The 16,105-nt window shown below is 66.2% G+C and carries 14 protein-coding genes and 1 tRNA gene; 5 read left to right on the top strand and 10 right to left on the bottom strand.

Annotated features, from left to right (window positions below; all coding sequences use genetic code 11):
• Nucleotides 1–42: 42 nt before the first annotated feature.
• The 7 genes from lepA to ABDV78_RS15660 all read right to left on the bottom strand — a co-directional run bounded on the left by lepA (nt 43) and on the right by ABDV78_RS15660 (nt 7,522).
• Complete coding sequence (gene lepA / locus ABDV78_RS15690) at nt 43–1,854, bottom strand: translation elongation factor 4 (RefSeq protein WP_343528381.1); 1,812 nt, start codon at nt 1,852–1,854, stop codon at nt 43–45.
• Nucleotides 1,855–1,891: 37 nt separating this feature from the next.
• The gene (locus ABDV78_RS15685) at nt 1,892–2,419 is read right to left on the bottom strand and encodes an AAA family ATPase (RefSeq protein ID WP_343528380.1); all 528 of its coding nucleotides are present in this window, start codon (nt 2,417–2,419) and stop codon (nt 1,892–1,894) included.
• Nucleotides 2,416–2,979 carry a nicotinamide riboside transporter PnuC gene (gene pnuC, locus ABDV78_RS15680; protein WP_343528379.1) on the bottom strand — a complete coding sequence of 188 codons (564 nt, stop codon included), beginning with the start codon at nt 2,977–2,979 and terminating at the stop codon, nt 2,416–2,418. Before pnuC ends, ABDV78_RS15685 begins: the two co-directional genes overlap by 4 nt.
• Before the next feature lie 72 nt (nt 2,980–3,051).
• Nucleotides 3,052–3,128 (bottom strand) — tRNA-Pro (locus ABDV78_RS15675).
• Between the two features lie 118 nt (nt 3,129–3,246).
• Nucleotides 3,247–4,065 (bottom strand): ATP-binding protein, encoded by an 819-nt coding sequence (locus ABDV78_RS15670; RefSeq protein WP_343528378.1) that lies wholly within the window; start codon nt 4,063–4,065, stop codon nt 3,247–3,249.
• 44 nt (nt 4,066–4,109) lie between these two features.
• Complete coding sequence (locus tag ABDV78_RS15665; protein ID WP_343528377.1) at nt 4,110–6,137, bottom strand: tetratricopeptide repeat protein; 2,028 nt, start codon at nt 6,135–6,137, stop codon at nt 4,110–4,112.
• Nucleotides 6,134–7,522 carry a TIGR03013 family XrtA/PEP-CTERM system glycosyltransferase gene (locus tag ABDV78_RS15660; protein ID WP_343528376.1) on the bottom strand — a complete coding sequence of 463 codons (1,389 nt, stop codon included), beginning with the start codon at nt 7,520–7,522 and terminating at the stop codon, nt 6,134–6,136. The genes ABDV78_RS15665 and ABDV78_RS15660 overlap by 4 nt, the downstream gene beginning before the upstream one ends.
• Before the next feature lie 157 nt (nt 7,523–7,679).
• Here ABDV78_RS15660 and ABDV78_RS15655 point away from each other — a divergent pair, with 157 nt between their 5' ends.
• Complete coding sequence (locus ABDV78_RS15655; RefSeq protein ID WP_343528375.1) at nt 7,680–8,723, top strand: mannose-1-phosphate guanylyltransferase/mannose-6-phosphate isomerase; 1,044 nt, start codon at nt 7,680–7,682, stop codon at nt 8,721–8,723.
• 21 nt (nt 8,724–8,744) lie between these two features.
• On the opposite strand, the gene ABDV78_RS15650 is transcribed toward ABDV78_RS15655, so the two are convergent.
• Both ABDV78_RS15650 and ABDV78_RS15645 read right to left on the bottom strand, forming a co-directional pair.
• The gene (locus ABDV78_RS15650; RefSeq protein WP_343528374.1) at nt 8,745–9,791 is read right to left on the bottom strand and encodes a polysaccharide deacetylase family protein; all 1,047 of its coding nucleotides are present in this window, start codon (nt 9,789–9,791) and stop codon (nt 8,745–8,747) included.
• 2 nt (nt 9,792–9,793) lie between these two features.
• A complete protein-coding gene (locus ABDV78_RS15645; protein ID WP_343528373.1) occupies nt 9,794–11,638 on the bottom strand; it encodes a HAMP domain-containing sensor histidine kinase in 1,845 nt (614 codons plus the stop codon).
• Nucleotides 11,639–11,849: 211 nt separating this feature from the next.
• Here ABDV78_RS15645 and ABDV78_RS15640 point away from each other — a divergent pair, with 211 nt between their 5' ends.
• Nucleotides 11,850–12,317 (top strand): Lrp/AsnC family transcriptional regulator, encoded by a 468-nt coding sequence (locus ABDV78_RS15640; RefSeq protein WP_007404259.1) that lies wholly within the window; start codon nt 11,850–11,852, stop codon nt 12,315–12,317.
• 189 nt (nt 12,318–12,506) lie between these two features.
• Here the strand turns inward: ABDV78_RS15640 and ABDV78_RS15635 are convergent, their stop codons facing one another.
• Nucleotides 12,507–13,799, bottom strand: a complete 1,293-nt coding sequence (locus ABDV78_RS15635) for a hypothetical protein (protein ID WP_343528371.1) — start codon at nt 13,797–13,799, stop codon at nt 12,507–12,509.
• 168 nt (nt 13,800–13,967) lie between these two features.
• Between ABDV78_RS15635 and ABDV78_RS15630 the strand changes: the two genes are divergently transcribed.
• From ABDV78_RS15630 to ABDV78_RS15620, 3 genes are all read left to right on the top strand, one after another.
• A complete protein-coding gene (locus ABDV78_RS15630; protein ID WP_343528369.1) occupies nt 13,968–14,708 on the top strand; it encodes a YaaA family protein in 741 nt (246 codons plus the stop codon).
• A complete protein-coding gene (locus tag ABDV78_RS15625) occupies nt 14,705–15,403 on the top strand; it encodes an SDR family NAD(P)-dependent oxidoreductase (protein WP_343528368.1) in 699 nt (232 codons plus the stop codon). The genes ABDV78_RS15630 and ABDV78_RS15625 overlap by 4 nt, the downstream gene beginning before the upstream one ends.
• 322 nt (nt 15,404–15,725) lie before the next feature.
• Nucleotides 15,726–16,105, top strand: a 380-nt coding sequence (locus tag ABDV78_RS15620) for a DNA gyrase subunit A (RefSeq protein ID WP_343528366.1), incomplete at its 3' end; no start/stop codon positions are given.

Below are 16,105 nucleotides of genomic sequence, written 5' to 3'. Positions count from 1 at the left end.
GATGCAAACCCTCCCCCAAGCAAGCCTGGGGAGGATCTGGAATTACGATTCGTCACCCATGCGCAGGGCGGCGATAAAGGCCTCCTGCGGGATGCTGACCGAACCGTATTCGCGCATCTTCGCCTTGCCCTTCTTCTGCTTTTCCAGAAGCTTGCGCTTACGAGTTGCGTCGCCGCCATAGCATTTCGCGGTCACGTCCTTGCGCATCGCCGAGATCGTCTCGCGCGCGATGACCTTGCCGCCGATCGCCGCCTGGATCGGGATCTTGAACAGGTGACGCGGGATGAGTTCCTTCAACCGCTCGCACATGCCGCGCCCGCGCGTCTCGGCGGTGCCGCGGTGCACGATCATCGACAGCGCGTCGACCGGCTCTTCGTTGACCAGGATGCTCATCTTCACCAGGTCGCCCTCGCGATAGCCGATCTGGTGATAGTCGAAGCTGGCATAGCCCTTCGACAGCGACTTGAGCCGATCGTAGAAATCGAACACGACTTCGTTGAGCGGCAGTTCATAGGTCGCCTGGGCGCGACCGCCGACATAGGTCAGGTTCTTCTGGATGCCCCGCCGGTCCTGACACAGCTTCAGGATCGAGCCGAGATATTCGTCGGGGACATAGATCGTCGCCTCGATCCACGGCTCGCTGATCGACTCGATCTTGTTGGGATCGGGCATGTCGGCGGGGTTGTGCAGGTCGATCTGCCCGCCGCCATGGGTCAGTTCGATCTGATAGACCACCGACGGCGCAGTGGTGATGAGGTCGAGGTCATATTCGCGGGTCAGGCGCTCCTGGATGATCTCCAGATGGAGCAGGCCCAGGAAGCCGCAACGGAAACCGAAGCCCAATGCGGCGGAGGTCTCCATCTCGAAGCTGAACGAGGCGTCGTTCAGCCGCAGCTTGCTGATCGACTCGCGCAGCTTCTCGAAGTCGTTGGCATCGACCGGGAACAGGCCGCAGAACACCACCGGCTGGACTTCCTTGAAGCCCGGCAGCGCCTCGGTCGTCGGCTTCTTCGCGTCGGTCAGCGTGTCGCCGACGCGCGCCTGCGCCACGTCCTTGATCTGCGCGGTGATGAAGCCGATCTCGCCGACGCCCAGTTCAGTCAGTTGCTCGATCTTGGGACGGAAACAGCCGACGCGGTCGATCAGGTGGGTGGTGCCCGCCTGCATGAACTTGATCTGCTGCCCCTTCTTCAGGGTGCCTTCCATGACACGGACCAGGATGACGACGCCCAGATAGGGGTCGTACCAGCTATCGACCAGCATGGCCTTGAGCGGCGCATCCGCGTCGCCCTTGGGCGAAGGGATTTTCTTGACGATCGCTTCCAGGATGTCGGCGATGCCGATGCCCGACTTGGCGCTGGCCAGCACGGCTTCGGAAGCGTCGATGCCGATCACGTCCTCGATCTCGGCGCGGACCTTTTCGGGTTCGGCGGCGGGAAGGTCGATCTTGTTGATGACGGGCACGATCTCATGGTCATGCTCGATCGACTGATAGACGTTCGCCAGCGTCTGCGCTTCGACACCCTGCGCCGCGTCGACGACCAGCAGCGCGCCCTCGCACGCGGCGAGCGACCGGCTGACCTCATAGGCAAAGTCGACATGGCCCGGCGTGTCCATCAGGTTCAGCGTATAGGTCTCGCCGTCCTGCGCCTTGTACGCCAGGCGCACGGTCTGCGCCTTGATCGTGATGCCGCGTTCCTTCTCGATCTCCATATTGTCGAGGACCTGCTCGCTCATCTCGCGGTCGGTCAGCCCGCCGGTGAACTGGATCAGGCGATCGGCAAGCGTCGACTTGCCATGGTCGATATGCGCGATGATGGAGAAATTGCGGATCTTGTCGAGCGGCGTGGACACGGGGGGAATGGTTTCCTGAAAAGCTTTAGACCCGCCGTTAGCAAAGATGCGGGCGGATGCCAAAGCGCTCTATAGCGCCCAGCGCATTTGCAAAGCGAGTTTCGTCCCGCCCCTCGACCAGCGCATAGCGGACGCCGCGCCGATCCAGTTCCGCGCGGGACAGGTCAAAGAAGCGCCGCCGCTCCCCCAGCGTGCCGAACAGGCGCGTGCCGTCCTCCACCCAGGGAAGGTCCGGCGCGAAGAGCAGATAGAAATCGGACAGGCGGTTCCACTGCGCGAACCAGGGATCGCGCACCCCGAACAGCATGTCGGCCCAGACGGCGGTCATCAGCGGGTCGGTATCGGTGACGACCGGCCAAGGAGCCGCCACCAGCGCATCGGCCAGCATCGCGTCATGCCCCCGCCCGATCGCCACCAGATCGGCCATGGTGAAGTCGGTGCCGTTCGCCTCGGCATAGTCGCGGCCATATTCGGGCAGGTACCGCCCGCCCAGCACGGCCGCCAGTCGCGGACCGATGGTCGACTTTCCGGTGCTTTCCGGGCCGTGCAGGCAAATGCTCTTCATGCCCGCCCCCATGCCAGCCTCCGCCATTCGCGATAGCCCCAGACCGACAAACCCAGGAAGATGACATACAGGATGGCGGTCAGCATCAGTCCCTTCACCGCATAGAGCGCGATGGAAGAGAGATCGACCGCGATCCACAGCAGCCAGTTTTCAAGCCTCCGCCTTGCCAGCAGGATCTGCGCGGCGACGCTGGCGACCGCATTGGCGGCGTCCCAGAACGGCATGGCCGCATCCGTGGCATAGACCATGCCGCCCCCCCATAGCAGCGAGGCGAGCGCGATCCCGCCCAGCCATGACGCCCGGGCGGACGGCGACAGTGTTTCGACCATGACCTCACCGGCCCGCGCGACGCTGCGCCGCCAGACGAGCCAGCCATACAGGTTGATGACGAAGAAGAAGAGTTGAAGCGCCGCATCGCTGTAGAGCCGTTCCTGCCAGAACAGCACGCCGTAAAGCGACACCATGACCAGCGCGACCGGGTAATTCCACAGGCTGCGCCGCACAACGAGGGTGACGTTCGCGATGCCGAGGACAAAGGCGATGGATTCGAGCCAGGTCATGTCACCCGGTCAGGCAGTACCGCCCGTGCGGGCGTTTCACAATCGATGTGCGGAACCGCATGGGCGGTAAAATGGTCGGGGAGAGAGGATTCGAACCTCCGGCCCCTGCCTCCCGAAGGCAGTGCTCTACCAGGCTGAGCTACTCCCCGACTAGAGAGTACGGATCGCTTTCTAAGGCCGTTCGGGAAGGCCGATCCGTGCTGGAGGCGCGCCAATAGCCAGCGGTTCGGATAGGTGCAAGCGGTTTTTCATCTGTCGCGAAAATTATTACAGTGCACGGCCCATCCGACCCGCCAGATCGACGATATATTGCCATGCCACGCGCCCCGAGCGGCTGCCCCGGCGGGTCGCCCAATTCACCGCCTCCTCGCCGTCGAACGGCAATGCGTGGCGATCGGCATAGGCGCGCACGATCGCCAGATAGCCGTCCTGGTCCAATGCGTGGAAACCCAGGCTGAGCCCGAAGCGATCGGCCAGCGCCAACTGGTCGTCCACCACATCGCGCGGATTGATCGCGCTGTCCTGCTCGCTCAGGTCACGGGGCAGCAGATGGCGACGATTGGCCGTGACCAGCAGGCGGACATGCGCCGGGCGTGCCTCCGCCCCGCCATCGAGCAGCGAGCGCAGCTTGCGCGCCTCACCGGCTTCGTCGAACCCCAGATCGTCGATGAACAGGGCAAAGGATCGCTTCACCCCTTCAAGCATCGCGAACAGCGCGGGCAGGCTGTCGAGCGTGTCGACCGACACCAGCGCCAGTCGCTCCGGCCGCTCCGCCTGAACGGCCGCGACGCTCGCCTTGACCAGCGCCGACTTGCCCGTGCCCCTTGCGCCCCACAACAGCACGTCCTGCGCGGCATGCCCGTCCGCCAGCCGCCGCAGGTTGGTCAGCAGCGCGTCACGCTGTCGATCCAGCCCCTGAAGGAGCGACAGGGGCAGCGGCGCGAATCCCCTGACCGGATAGAGGGCGCCGTCGCGCCAGAGATAGGCCGGATGCGCCATCGGATCGGCGGAGGCGATGGGGGCGGGCGCGAGACGTTCGAGTGCGGCGGCGATACGCTCCAGCACGGGCAGGGAGATTTCGGTCATGGCACTGTTCTTACGGTGCCTGCCCGATGCTGCAAAGTGCACCGCTACAGCGCGGCGCGGTGAGCCGCGATGACGGCGTTGCCCGGTGCGAGGGCCAATGCCTTGTCGAACAATTGTCGCGCGCCCTCGTCTTCCCCCGCCGCCGCCAGCGCCACGCCATAGGCATCGGCCGCCGCCGCGCTCATCGGCGCGAGGCGATAGGCCGCTGCACCATAGCGCATCGCTACCACCCCGTCCCCGCTGCCGGCATAGGCCAGCGCCAGATCGTGGAGCAGGGCCACGTCGCGGGTTCCCACCTGGGCCCGCAAAGCCTCCAGCGTCTCGATCGCCGCATCCCATTGTCCGGCGTCGATCTGCCACCGCGCCAGCAGGCGATGCGCGGGTACGCTTTGCGGGTTCTGCGACAGATAGAGCCCAAGCGCCGTCGCAGCCTCGCGCGTCCGGCCGACACGGACATCGCCATCGATCAACCGCAACATCGTCGGCTCGTCCAGTGTCAGGTCGGCGGCACGCGCATAAGGAACCAGTGCCTCGCGCATCCTCCCCGCCGTGGCCAGCGCGTCGCCATAGGCAATCTGCGCGGCGGGCGCGCCCGGGCTGGCACGGACCAGCGCCTGCGCCTTGGCGATCGCCCCCTCCCGATCGCCCTGCGTCGCCAGCGCGCGGATGACGCCCAGCGCATAGGTCGGATCGGTCGGCTCCGCCGCCGCTGCGGCCGTCAGTTCGGCCAGCGAGCGGACGGGTCGGAACATGGTCGAATCGCCCACCTGCCCGGACGCCGCGCGATCGAGAAGGCGCGCGCCTGACCGCAACGGCGATGCCTCGGCCGCCATGCGCAGCGCATAGCCATCGGCATCCGCGCGGGCGAGGATCGGGCGTAACGTCGCCAGCGCAGCCGGCCGGTCGCCAACCCTGATCTGCGCCGCCGCCAGCAGACGCCGGACCGCGACATTCATCGGCTGCATCGCGACCAGCCGGGCCCAGACCCGCGCCGCCCGCTGGGGTCGCCCCTGCGCATAGGCGAGCACCCCGTCCAGCATCACGGTCGCCGGTTGACGGTTCAGCGCGCCGCCGGTCAATTGCAGCAATTGCTGGGCCAGGTCGTAACGCCCCGCCCGCGCCGCGATGACCGACTGGATGTAGAAGGCCTGTGGACTGCCCGGCTCGGAAACCAGGGCTGCACGGGTCGCGGCCAGCGCGTCGCTTGCGCGGCCCAGATCACCCAGGGTCGCGGCATATTGGATCAATGCCGGATGATAATAGGCGTCACGGCGCAGCGCGGCCTGGAACCAGGGTAGCGCCGCCATCAGGCCATAACGGGCGCGGATCACCTCGCCCCGGAGCGTCAGGGCCTGAGGATCGGAAGGGGCCAATGCGGTGGCGCGAGCCGCGGCGACGCTTGCCCCCGCCATGTCGCCCGCGCCGAACCGGCTGCGTCCCAGATCGGTCCAGCCGCGCGCGTCGCCCGGAAATCGGGTCACCAACGCCTGCAACATCACGTACAGGGCACCGCCGCCCACCCCCTGCGCCGCCGCCACGCGGGCGGCGATCCGCATCTGCTCGGCATCGGGGGGCGATGGCATCCGCTTCACCGCATCCTGGGCGCCGATCACATCCCCCTGGAGCAGCCGCGCTTCGGCACGCGGCGCCAATGTCTGGACCCGTGGCACGCCATCCGCCAGCGCACGGTCGAGCGCCGCATCGGCGGCGACGCCCTGCCCCAGCAACAGGCTCGTGCGCGCCAGCATCATCTGGGCAGCGGCGGAACGGGGCGCGGCCTGTGCCGCGCGTTGCGCCTGATCGTGCGCAGCGTGATAATTGCCCGCCTCCAGCGCGGTCGTCGCGCGGCGAAGCGCCAGGGCGGGATCGACCGGCGGGCTGCCGCCGAACAGCAAGGCGAAAAGCCCCGCCATCGCCAAGGCGATCACGGTCAGGATCGCCAGGATGCGCAGGCGAAGTCGGATCGAGCGACGACGCCACATCCGACGCCTTTGTCGCAACATCGGATAGGGATCGGATCGCCGACGCTCGGGCCCTTGATAATCACCCTTGTCGGCGACGGGATCGCTCACCGCGCCCCCGACGGCCAGAGGATGACGCGCAGGGTCTGCAACAGGATCAGCGCATCCAGGAACGGCGAGTAATTCTTGGCATAATAGAGGTCATATTCCAGCTTGTGGCGCGCATCCTCGATCGATGCGCCATATGGATAGTTCAATTGGGCCCAGCCGGTGATCCCCGGCTTCACCATATGGCGTTCGGCGTAGAAGGGTATCCGGCGCTCCAGTTCCTCGACGAACTGGGGGCGTTCGGGGCGCGGGCCGACAAAGCTCATCTCCCCCGCCAGGACCGACCATATCTGTGGCAGTTCGTCGATTCGGACCTTGCGGATGATCCGGCCGATCCGGGTGATCCGGGGGTCGTTCTGCTCCGCCCACACCGCTTGCCCGCCACTCTCCGCATCCTGTCGCATCGAACGGAGTTTCAGGATGTCGAACGGTTGGTTGTAGAGGCCCACACGCTGCTGGCGGTAGATGACGGGGCCGCGCGATTCCAGCCGGATCGCGACTGCCGTGACCAGAATGACGGGCAACGCGACCATCAGCAGGATCAGGCTGACGACGATGTCGAACGCCCGCTTGACCATGGCGGACCACATCCGCCCGGACGAAAAGCCCTCCGAAAAGATCAGCCAGCTATGGCTGACCGATGCCAGGTCGATCCGTCCGGTCTGCCGCTCCAGAAAGCTCGACAGTTCGGACACCTGGACCCCGGTGGTGCGGACCCGCAACAGGTCCTGATAGGGCAAGGCGTTGCGTCGTTCCTGCAATGCCAGCACGACCTCCGTCGCCTGCCGGTCGATGACGAAGCCGCCCAGGCTGGGAATGGTCGATCGGTGGACGGCTTTCGACACCGCGTTCTCTTCATCGCTCATCGCGATAGCCCCGACGATCATGAAGTTCGCCCCCGGCTGCCGGGCCAGTTCCATGATCTGGGTGGCGCGCTCACCCGCCCCCATCACGATCACCCGCCGCTTGAACTTGTCGCCGCCCAGCACCCGGCCGAGCAGCCCGCGAACCACGACAAGCAGCACCACCGCGATCACCATCGAGTAGAACAGGCTCGATCGCCAGGAGGACAGGCTGGGCATGAAGAAGAAGATCAGCGACAGGAATATCACGCCGATCGAGATCGCCACCATCAGCCGGGCCGCCGCGAACCGCAAGGACAGGAAGGACGCCGCCGCATAGGCCCCGACCGCCATCAGCGCGATCTGAAGCGGCACGGCGAAGCTGAGCACCTGCGGCAACCGGCCCATGATCGTACCCGCCGGAAAGCCGATCTGCGACGCGCGCAGCCTCCAGCCCAGATCGGCGGCCAGGATCAGCAGCAGGAAATCGACCAGCCCGAGCAGCAACGCCGCGTGGGGGACATAGTGTTTGAACAGACGGATCATTTGCCGTGCGCTGTTTCCCGGTCAGCCCTGTGTCACCTTGGGTCGCATTTTTTGTCAGCTAATGACAAACGAACTGTGAAGATATGCGTTATAGGGCGCGGCCGACCCTGTCATCATCGCGTCGATGGTGGCGGGGCGGTGCAAGGAAGGGGCCTTTATGTATCATCCCATCGTTCCGGTCATCCTGTCCGGCGGTTCCGGGACGCGCCTATGGCCGATGTCGCGGCCCGAAATGCCGAAACAGTTGCTCGCGTTGACCTCGGACGAAACCATGCTGCAATTGACGGCGCAGCGGACGAATTCGAACGACTTCGCCGCGCCCGTGGTGGTCGCGAACGAAGCCCATGCCGATCTCGTGGAATCGCAGCTAAACGAGGCGGGCACGTCGCCACAGGCGCTGATCCTGGAGCCGATCGCGCGCAACACCGCGCCCGCCATCGCGCTCGCCGCCCTGGCCGCCAGGCCCGAGGATGTGTTGCTGGTGATGCCGTCGGACCATGTGATCGCCGACCTGGACGCCTTTCATGCCGCGATCCGGGCCGCGCTGCCCATGGTATCGCAGGGCTGGCTGGCGACCTTCGGGATTTCGCCCGACAAACCCGAGACGGGCTATGGCTGGATCCAGGTCGGGCGGGAGATTGCACCCGGCGTTCACCAGGTCGCACGTTTCGTAGAAAAGCCACGTCTGGAACGCGCCGAGCAGATGCTCGCGCGCGGCGATTATGCGTGGAACGGCGGCATCTTCCTGTTCCGCGCCGATCGCTATCTGGAGGAACTGGGCCAACACGCCCCTGAGATGCTGGTCGCGGCGGAAAAGGCGATGCGCGGCGCCAAGCGCGAGGGCAAGCGGATCCGCCCGGACGAAGCCGAATTTGCCGGATGCCCGTCCGACTCGATCGACTATGCGGTCATGGAGCGCGCCGACCGGGTCGCGGTCGTCCCCGTCGCCATGGGATGGAATGATGTCGGAAGCTGGGACGCGCTCCACGCGATCAGCGAACTGGACGGTTTCGGCAACGCCCATCGCGGCGAGGTCCTGGCGATCGACACCAAGAACTGCCTGATCCGCACCGATCGCGTGCGCGTGGCGGCGGTCGACGTGTCCGACCTGATCGTGGTGGCGAGCGGCGACGACATCCTGATCCTGCCGCGCGGCCGCAGCCAGGACGTCAAGAAGCTGATCGAGGCGATGAAACGCTAACGGAAAAGGGCGTGGGGGCGGTCAGGCCGTCCGCCCCCACCTGCCCGACTCCCGCGACGACAGGGCCAGGTCACCGTCCAATGTCGCCAGTATCTCGTCGATGGTCGTCGCGGTCACTCCGTGCCACGCCAGCCGCTCGAACACCCTGTCCCACCAGCGGTCGAACATGACACGGTCGCGGGCATCGCGGACATAGGGGGTATGGCCAGGCTCGAGCGTCGGCGAGTGGAAGGAAAAGGTCAGCAACCTGACCCCATCGGCAACCGCGCGGTCGATCGCCGCCAGCGCATCCCCGATCCCCACGCCTTCCGGTGTCAACGGAATCCGGCTCAGCATGCCCGAACGCGCGAGCGCGCCCCGCCCGTGGGGCACATGCCCCGCCCAAGCATAGACCCCCGTTCCGACACGGCGGAGAAGCCCCGTATAAACGCTGGTCAACGGCAGCTCGATCATGCCGTCACGGCGAAAGGCACGGGCATTGATCGCCCCGAAATCCATTCCGCCCGTCCGGCTATAATTGTGCAAGGCCCGCATCGAACTGTCGATACGATAGCCGCGCTCGGCCAGCAGGCGGAGCGTCGAAGGCCCCAGCCCATAGCGGCCCGAGCGAAAGATGCGCGGCGACATGCCGAACGCCCGGACGAGCGCATCGGTCAGCCGATCGAGTTTGGCGGCCTCCAGTGCGGGACTCAGATTGCCCGCATGGCTGTTGACGGCATCGACCACCTCATAATGCGGCGGCGTTACCCAGCCATGAAGCTGGCCACCCATTTCCGACCGGCCGTCCTCCAGGCATTTCCCCAGGATCGCCACCGAGGCGGGATCGACCGCGACGGGATGGTCGACCATGCAGTTCAGGCCCACCCCAGCCGCCGCAAAGAAACGGTGCGCCGCCGGAAAGGCGCGCATCGCCGAAGTCGATCGATGCCGCCGGTCTAGCGGCGCCGACCAGTCGAACTCTTCCTCAACATCCACCGTGACCAGGAATCGCGTGCCGAACGCGTCGGGCCAGTCGATCCGCTCGTCCGGCTTGGCGGCGGGCGCGCGCCAGGATCGGAACGCGGGCATGCTCAGCCGGTCGAGGCCTGCCCTGCCCGCTGGTCCCCGCTCATGGGCAGCGACAGCACCACCCGGTGAAGACCGACGGTCAGACCGCCCCCCATCTCGCTGCCCAGCTTGTCGATCAGGCGTAGCGAGAAGCCCGTACCCAGCAACGGCGCACCGTCCCGTTGATCCCCGTCCCCCGCCTCGCTGAGCAAGGCGGCCTCCGTCTCGACCGTCAGCGCGAGCGGACGATCGATGCGCAGCATCGCCATGCCGCCCTCCACCCCCAGGGTCGCGTTCAACCGCTCACCAACGACGCAGTTGGACAACAGCACCGAGAAAAGACGCGCGATCAGCCGTTCGCTCGCGCGGTCATCGGCCAGCGCCGAAACCGGCATGGCGGGCGGGTCGAACCGGATTTCGGCCCGGCGCAACTCGGCCAACGGACGAAGCTCGCCCAGCAGGCGCTGGATCAACGGTGTCAGGGGAACGATGGTGGGACGCAGTTCAAGCACCTGCCCCTCGATCCGGGCCGCCGTATCCAGATCCTCGACCGCCGCCAGCAGGTCCGACGCCATGGAACGGATCGCGGTCGCCCGCTCGCGATAGACGGGCGCGACGGGGCCGAGCAATTCGCTCTCGATCAGTTCCGCGAAGCCCGCCACGGCATTGGCCGGGGTGCGCAGTTCATGCACGAGTTGACGCAGCGAATCGGATGACGCAGCGTCCACCTGCCCGACCGGGCTCGTCGTCGCGGCGATCTCATCGCGGCGGGGACGGCGACCACTGCCGCGATAGCCCAGGAACTGGCCCGAAACCGGATCGAAATAGGGCCCGGCGGACACGCGCCAGGATCCACTCGCCTCCGATAGCCCGCCAATCTCCAGCCGGGCATCGCGAAAGCCCGAACGGCTGCGAAACGCCCCCATGGCCACGCCGTCGAACTGGGCGAGCCCCTGCGCCACCGTCTGGGCGATGCTGACGCCGATCAGCGGCGCGCGCGCGATACCATCGACACCCAGGATCGATCCATGGACATCGGTTTCGAAATCGAAATGGGCCGGACCGGCATCGCTCTGCGTCGCCCCGGCAACCTCCTCGCGGCGCTGGTTGAACGCATCGATCCGGGCGACCAGATCGGCGATCTCATAGCGTGGGGGTGCGGCGGGAGCCTCGGCATGGCGCATCGCCTCCGCCATGAATGGCAAGCCCCTTGCCACCTGCCCCAGCGCGACGAAAGGTGTCGCCGCCTGAGTCGGGATCGGGTCGAGCGAGGTCGAGAGCGGCCTGGGCCATGCGGCGACCGGGGCTGGCTCCTTGTCCATCCTTTCGACGGGCTCGGGATCAGGAGATGGCATGGCCCGCGCCTCTGGCTGGGCGGGTTCCTGATCGGCAGCAGGTGCCGCGGCCTTGAAAGCGGCTACTGCGGGCTCGACCTCGGCGACATGCGGCAGGACGAAATCGACCGACCCGAAATTCTCCAGCCCGCGCATCACCCGATCCGACAGATCGCGTCGATGCCGCAGGACCGAGCGCGTGCGCGGCGTGAGTTCCGGCAGGATGGACAGCCATTCGGCATCGCTCAGCGTCACCGACCGCAGCACGGGCCCCGCGATCGCCAGGTCATCCGATGCGAAGAACGCCACCAGTGCGGCCGGGGGACGACACAGAGACAGCGCGCGGGCGCTGGCCGCGCGCACATCCTCTGGCACCGATCCGCGCAGGTCGCCGAGACGCGCGAGCATGGGTGGGTCAGCCAGAACCCGGCCACGGCCCATCAGGTCGACAAGCTGCCGCCAGGCAGTCTGCGCGCCGAAGGGCGTCGCAGTGTCGGCCGACAAAATCGTCGCCAGGCTGTCGTCGAACCGCACTTAGCTCCTTTCAATATGGGGTGCGCCCGGAGTTTCCTCCAAGCCCGTCCATTTCGCAAGCACCCTAACGTCCTTATCCTTCCAACTCGTAACCTGCAAATATCACGATCCATCCCGTTGCAATATGCGACAATTGCGATAGTGCGTAATTTTCTTATATCCAGCCGGTAAAGAGCATAGGGATTCGGCATTTTATGTGGAGTATCGTGTAATGGCGCTCGATCGCATCGATCGGCAGATCCTGGCGCTGTTGCAGGCCGATGGGCGGATGACGAATGTGGAACTGGCGGAGCGGGTCGGTTTGACCGCGCCACCCTGTTTGCGCCGCGTCCGCGCGCTCGAGGAAGCAGGGGCGATCCGCGGCTATCACGCCGATCTGGACGCCGCGCGCCTCGGCTTTCCGATCACGGTCTTCGCCATGGTATCGTTGCGCAGCCAGGCCGAGCATGACCTCGCCACCTTCGAGGCGCATGTCGCCGGCATTCCCGAGGTGCGCGAATGCCATATGCTCAACGGCGAGATCGACTTCATCCTGAAGATCGTCGCGTCCGACCTGAAGAGCTTCCAGGAAATCCTGACCACGCACCTGACGCCCGCTCCCAATGTGGCGAGCGTCAAGACATCGCTGACCATTCGGACGGCCAAGCAGGTATCGGGGATACCGATCGAGGCCGATTGATCGGCAGATGCCACCGGGCACGCGGGAAAGCCGTCCCTTCGACGAGAAGGGTCGGCTTTTTTGTGTCGGACGCCTTCCCCTGACCTTCGACAAGCCAGCCCGGTTCGCACAAAAAAGGCCTCGGCTTTCGCCGAGGCCCTTTTTTTCAGCCCTGTCCGCGCCGATCGCGACGCGGAGCGGGTCCGGCCTTTAGGCCTGGGTCTGGAGCCAGGTGTTCCAGAAACCCGCCAGGTCGGCGCGCGGAGCACCCTTCACCGCATCGAACGCCGCCTTGGCGCCGGCCTTGTCGCCCTGCGCCGCCAGCGCGATGCCCAGACGGGTGTTCACCTCATTGGCATCGACGCCGCCCTTTTGCAGCGCGGTGCGGTACAGATCGACCGCCTTGGCGTAGTTGCCCTGGCCATAATAGGCCTCGGCGGTCAGTGCGGCGAGCTTGCCGTCACCGGCGGCCTTGGCGCGCGCCTCGGTCGGGGCCAGCGACCCTTCCTGGCGGCTCTTGGCGGCGGCGGCCGTCAGCATCGCCTTGGCCGTCGCGTTACCCGCCGGAACCTTGCCGGTGGCGATGCCTTCCTTCAGGACCGTCTCCGCCTCGGCGGGCAGGCCCTTGTCGGTCGCATATTGGGCATATTCCAGATAGTCATTCTGATCCGCCAGCGACTTGGACGCGCGCATCAGACGGAACAGGTCCAGCTTCTGGTTCTTGTCCAGCGTCGCCAGCGCCCCCTGCTGGAGGCCGTAGATCACCAGCGCGTTGCGCCAGTTCTGCGCGGTCGGATAGGCCGCGATCCACTTGCGGATCCAGGCCAGCGTCTCCGGCACCATCTTGCTCTTGTTCGCGCGACCGATGGCGAACTTGTAATAGTCCTCCGGCGCCTTCTGGCCCGACGCGTTCAGCTGGTCGATGACCGACTCGAGTTCGGCATTGCCCCCCGCGATATCGCCGGTTTCGAACTTCGCCTTGACGATCAGCATCGGCAGGTTGGGATCGTTATAGCCGAGCTGCTTGGCCTGGGTGAAATATTGCAGCGCGATCGGATACTGCTTGCCGTTGAACGCCAGCGCGCCGCGACGGAAGACGTAGCGCGGCTTGTCGGCCGCCGGGGTCGACGGGCTGTTGATCAGCGCGTCGAGCGGCTTGGCGAGCGCGGCCTCGTCGAGCGGCGCATTCGGATTGGCCTGCTGCGCGGCAAAGAGCTTGCCCGATTCGAGTTCGTAGCGCATCGCGGCGGCGATATACTTGTCGTCCTCGGTCTTGGCCGCTGCCTCGACCGCCTGGATCAACGGCTCGGCCGCCGCATAATTCTTCTGCTGCAGCACCGGCTGCGCGGCCTGTGCGGCCTTCAGCGCCTCGGGGCTCAGCTTCAGGCCACCGGCCTGCTGTTCCTTGCCCTTCTTTTGCGCGACGGCCGGCGCGGTCAGCGCAACGCCACCTACGCCCGTCGCAAGCACCGCCGCCAGCGCGAGTTTCGGAATGATCTTCATGCGAATTCTCTCCAAGAATTAGAGCCTGTCAGGTCCGTAACCGTCAATGGCTGGCTTGTAGGGACACGCGCGGTCCCGTTCAAGCAAGGCGATAGAGGTTCCACGATATCCATTGCCCGCTGAACGCGGATTGAACGCGAACGCTCCGAGCGCTAGCGCGGGGCCATCATGATCGCCGTCATTTCCCCCGCCAAGACGCTCGACTATCAGAGCCCCCTCCCCGACCTGGCGCCCACCAAGCCCCATTTCGCATCCGAGGCCATGACGCTGGCCGCCGCCGCCGCGAAACTGGGCGAGGACAAGCTGGCGTCGCTGATGCGCATCTCGCCCGCGCTGGCGAAGCTCAACGCCGAACGCTTCCACGACTTCGCCACCGCGCCCGAACGGCCCGCCATGTTCGCCTTCGCGGGCGACGTCTATACCGGGTTGGAGGCCAAGACCCTCGACGAGCCCGCGATCCTGTTCGCGCAAGGCCATCTGCGGATGCTGTCCGGCCTTTATGGGCTCCTGCGCCCCCTGGATGCGATGCGCCCCTATCGGCTGGAGATGGGCACGCGCTGGGCACCCGGCGGCGGCAAGCTGACCGACTGGTGGGGGGACCGGATCGCCGACCGCCTCGTCGAGGAGGTGGAGGCGGAGGGCTCGGGCACCATCCTGAACCTTGCCAGCCAGGAATATTGGCATGCCGCGGAAGGCCGGCTTCCCGCATCGATCCGCGTGATCGCGGTCGACTTCCGCGAGGGCAACCGCTTCGTAAGCTTCCATGCCAAGAAGGCGCGCGGCGCGATGGCGCGCTGGATGATCGAGCATCAGGTCTCCGATACGGACGCGATGCGCGGCTTCGACAGTGACGGCTATGCGTTCGACGCCGAGGCCAGCACATCGACGCTGTGGAGATTCGTGCGATGAGCGAATGGAAGCGGGCGGTCGTCATCGGTGCCTCGGGCGGGATCGGCGGGGCGCTTGCCGACGCGCTGGAGGAAGAAGGCGTGACGGTCGATCGCTATGCCCGCGCGATGATCGGGGACGCGCATGTCGATCTGGAGGACGAGGCCAGCATCGCCGCCGCCGCGGCACGGATCGCGAAAGGCCCCGCCCCCGATCTGGTGATCGTCGCCACCGGGCTGTTGCACGATGGCGAGCGGGGACCGGAAAAGGCGCTGGAACAACTCGATCCCGTTTGGCTGGCGCGCAATTTCGCCGTCAACGCGATCGGCCCCGCGCTCGTCGCCAAGCATCTGCTTCCGCTCATGCCGCGTACCGGCAAGACGATCTTCGCGGCGCTGTCGGCGCGGGTCGGATCGATCTCCGACAATCGAATGGGCGGCTGGTACGGCTATCGCGCGTCCAAGGCCGCGCTCAACCAGTTCATCCGCACGCTGGCAATCGAGCATAAGCGCCGCAATGACCGCTCGATCGTCGTCGCCCTGCATCCCGGCACGGTCGACACCCCCCTGTCCCGGCCGTTCCAGGGCAATGTCCGCCCCGGCAGCCTGTTCGATCCGGCGCGCGCCGCCGTGCAGTTGCTGGACGTGCTCGACGGATTGCGCGCACCCGACAGCGGCAAGCTGTTCGACTGGGAGGGCAAGGAGGTTCAGCCCTGATCCGCCACCAAGCCCTTATTATCATTCGGATTACAACATCGTAACATCTGCGACATTCGGCGGAAACCGCCCCGGCCGCATAGCATCCCTGCTGGCCGCCGCTTCACTCCCGTCGGTGGCCAGCGCCTCCAAAGTCCCGCGATCTCGTCGCCCGAAAGAGGGCGCAGGTCCGCCGGGCCCACCCCCGCCGCCCCGTTCGGCGCGTCGGTTCCGATCTCCCGTCGGACGACCGCGAATGGGTCGTGCGGGGGTGGTCAGGCGGCTTCCGCTGGGCTAGGAACAGCGCTTCCCATCTGACCACCAACCCGGAAAGCAAAAGACTTTGGCCGACGAGACGACCCTCGCGGAACCTTCCGATATTTCGACGATCTCCATCGTCGACGAGATGAAGTCGAGCTATCTCGACTATGCGATGAGCGTGATCGTGGCGCGCGCGCTGCCCGACGTGCGTGACGGCCTGAAGCCCGTCCATCGCCGCATCCTCTATTCGGCCGCCGAGAGCGGCTTCGTCGCGGGCAAGCCGTACCGCAAGTCGGCCCGCATCGTCGGCGACGTCATGGGTAAGTATCACCCGCACGGCGACAGCGCGATCTACGACGCGCTGGCCCGCATGGCGCAGGACTGGTCGATGCGCGTGCCGCTGATCGACGGTCAGGGCAATTTCGGCTCGATGGACCCCGATCCGCCCGCCGCGATGCGTTA

It is taken from the genome of Sphingomonas sp., assembly GCF_039594485.1.
In the GTDB taxonomy this organism is placed as follows: domain Bacteria; phylum Pseudomonadota; class Alphaproteobacteria; order Sphingomonadales; family Sphingomonadaceae; genus Sphingomonas.
The sequence above is the reverse complement of the archived record's forward strand: the minus strand, read 5'-3'. Positions and strand labels throughout refer to the sequence as shown.

Bases quoted from the DNA above. Each gene is read 5' to 3' on its own strand.
- ABDV78_RS15685 (WP_343528380.1), bottom strand. From the start codon at position 2,419: ATGAAGAGCATTTGCCTGCACGGCCCGGAAAGCACCGGAAAGTCGACC.
- ABDV78_RS15655 (WP_343528375.1), top strand. From the start codon at position 7,680: ATGTATCATCCCATCGTTCCGGTCATCCTGTCCGGCGGTTCCGGGACG.
- ABDV78_RS15635 (WP_343528371.1), bottom strand. From the start codon at position 13,799: ATGAAGATCATTCCGAAACTCGCGCTGGCGGCGGTGCTTGCGACGGGC.
- ABDV78_RS15670 (WP_343528378.1), bottom strand. From the start codon at position 4,065: ATGACCGAAATCTCCCTGCCCGTGCTGGAGCGTATCGCCGCCGCACTC.
- ABDV78_RS15630 (WP_343528369.1), top strand. From the start codon at position 13,968: ATGATCGCCGTCATTTCCCCCGCCAAGACGCTCGACTATCAGAGCCCC.
- ABDV78_RS15625 (WP_343528368.1), top strand. From the start codon at position 14,705: ATGAGCGAATGGAAGCGGGCGGTCGTCATCGGTGCCTCGGGCGGGATC.
- ABDV78_RS15640 (WP_007404259.1), top strand. From the start codon at position 11,850: ATGGCGCTCGATCGCATCGATCGGCAGATCCTGGCGCTGTTGCAGGCC.
- pnuC (WP_343528379.1), bottom strand. From the start codon at position 2,979: ATGACCTGGCTCGAATCCATCGCCTTTGTCCTCGGCATCGCGAACGTC.
- ABDV78_RS15660 (WP_343528376.1), bottom strand. From the start codon at position 7,522: ATGATCCGTCTGTTCAAACACTATGTCCCCCACGCGGCGTTGCTGCTC.
- ABDV78_RS15650 (WP_343528374.1), bottom strand. From the start codon at position 9,791: ATGCCCGCGTTCCGATCCTGGCGCGCGCCCGCCGCCAAGCCGGACGAG.